General features: G+C 34.3%; 1 protein-coding gene. It reads right to left on the bottom strand.

Annotation, left to right across the window (positions count from 1 at the left end; all coding sequences use genetic code 11):
• Positions 1-790 precede the first annotated feature (790 nt).
• Positions 791-1834, bottom strand: coding sequence for an ATP synthase beta subunit C-terminal domain-containing protein (locus CN514_RS23880; RefSeq protein ID WP_098234705.1), 1044 nt, complete (start codon positions 1832-1834; stop codon positions 791-793).
• Between the last annotated feature and the right edge of the window lie 376 nt (positions 1835-2210).

Genomic DNA, 2210 nt, shown 5'->3' with positions numbered 1-2210 from the left:
ACTTTAAGGGGTGCAGCCTGGCACCTGAACGTTTTTTTCTTACCTCTATCATCCATCTATCATCGACGTGTTTTTAGTATCCCTTTACATTTCGCACCTACTCCTATACTGCAAGAAAATCTTTCCACGTTCTATTTTTCTACTAACTTATTCCGATATACTTAATGTTATAAAGATTTCAACAAAATGAGGTGTTAAGATGACGAATGTCATTTCGTTTAAATCATACAAACAGATTCGAACTCGGCGGAAACGATTGATTCGTTTTGGTTTTGGTCTTGCAATTGTCGGCGCAATCGCTCTTTTAATCCTATCATCGTTTTCGTATCAAGATCCGCTAATAATTCCCATGCTCTAGCTTACGAGGTGAACAATGACTACTCTTCTCCAAATTTCCTGTATTGTCGGGGTTTGCTTTTCGTTTTATTTTTTGTACGTGTTAACCAAGCCGGAGTGGAATCGATATACGTTTATCACACTCGGAACGATGAATCTTTTGTTTTTTGGACTGATTACTTTTCTTGTGCTATTGAACACGTAACGGAGCTTTGACGAGGAGCTCTTTTTCATTTTCGCTCCGTTTTCTCGACTTTTCAACTCTTTTCGGCTAATTGATACGAAAAGGAGGCGAACTCTTCTTGCTTATGTATACTCTCTCATTCCTACTTGGTTGGTGTTTTTATTCGATTTTAACGCGCACTCACCGTGTTCATCCTCCAGAAAACTATATTTAAGTAAAATAATAAAAAGCGTGACACATGCATAAGTGTCACACTTTTCATTAACTTTTCTACAGGCTACCAATAAAATTCATTTTATCTACTTCCATTGAATCGTAAGCACCATCGATTAGTTTTCGAACATCTTGTAAAGTATTTTGCAAATTAACAGTTGCCCCTTTTGTACCTGTCAATTCTTCTGCTACGAAAAATGGTTGAGTTAAATAGGCTTCTAATAATTCACCACGTTTATATGTTAATTTTTCATTTTCAGGTAATGAATCAATTCCATGTACTACTACTAATGATCTCAACTCGCGATATCGACGTAGTAATTTCTGAGCTGCTTTTTGCACTTGGTTGTGGGTTTGGTCTGGTTGATTATCTTCTAAAACTGTAGATGTTGAATGAATAGGATTAATTGCAGGGTATTTATGTCTAAAAGCTAAGTCTGCATCAAACTGCCATAATGTTTCTAAAGGTCCGTAAGGGAAATCTTCGTCCACCGCTTCTCCTTTTAAATCAACTAAAAAAGTAGTTACTTCTTCAATACCAATATCTGCTAATTTTTGTTGGAGACGGTTAATATCACCTGATATGACGTTTGAACGATCCGCTGCGAAAGCAAACTCTACGTTTTTTCCCGCTTTTGCAATCGCTTCATACACTTCATCAATTGAATAACATACTAAATTTACATCAGCTAAAATATCATCTATTTCTGGATGCTTACCTTCTGGTTTTAGTAAAATCGTATAATATGAGTCATTCTTTAATTTATAAAACATTTCTGCTAATACAACTAATTGACCCATGCCTGGTCTTGCAACCAACCCGACTGTACCACCTTTTACTAATGGAGCAAATAAATCAAGCGTTTTTATTCCTGTTTCAATCATCTCAATCTTCTCCCCTCTAATGATCAGTTCATCCAATGTACATTCTGCTAAAGCAGCTAATGCGACTAGTGTTCTTACTTCTGAGCGACCAATTGGAATTTTTCCAGTACATAAATTTGAAACAGTTGCTGGTCTAAGTCCAACAGATTTTGCAGAAGTGGTCAAATTCGGTACTCTTCGGCGTAATAATGCGACATTCAAGCGTAAATTTTCCATTTTTCTCCTCCTTTAAGTTTAATTTATTCGAATTTACAGAATTACGCAAGTTTTTTTACTTTAAAGAGTAATTTTTTTACCTTATGAAGTAAAAATAGGTATTATTCACTAAAAGTGCTTTATGGAAAATATTGGTTTTTTAATCAGTAGAACTAAATAGAATTTCCTATCTATGAACATTAAAAAAGAGAAGTGGATTAATCTTCTCTTTGATGTGTTTCTAAATGAAATGAACATGCTTTAGGAACTATTATAAAAATGATTTGCTTCTATATTGGAAACATCCCTAGTTAATATGGATATTTAACTATCAGCCCAAACAAAAAACATTTATTTTCATATTTTAATAAAGATTAAACTAAAAAGGAGTTGATAA

This window comes from Bacillus sp. AFS001701 (genome assembly GCF_002559405.1).
Taxonomy (GTDB): Bacteria; Bacillota; Bacilli; order Bacillales; family Bacillaceae_G; genus Gottfriedia.
The sequence above is the reverse complement of the archived record's forward strand: the minus strand, read 5'-3'. Positions and strand labels throughout refer to the sequence as shown.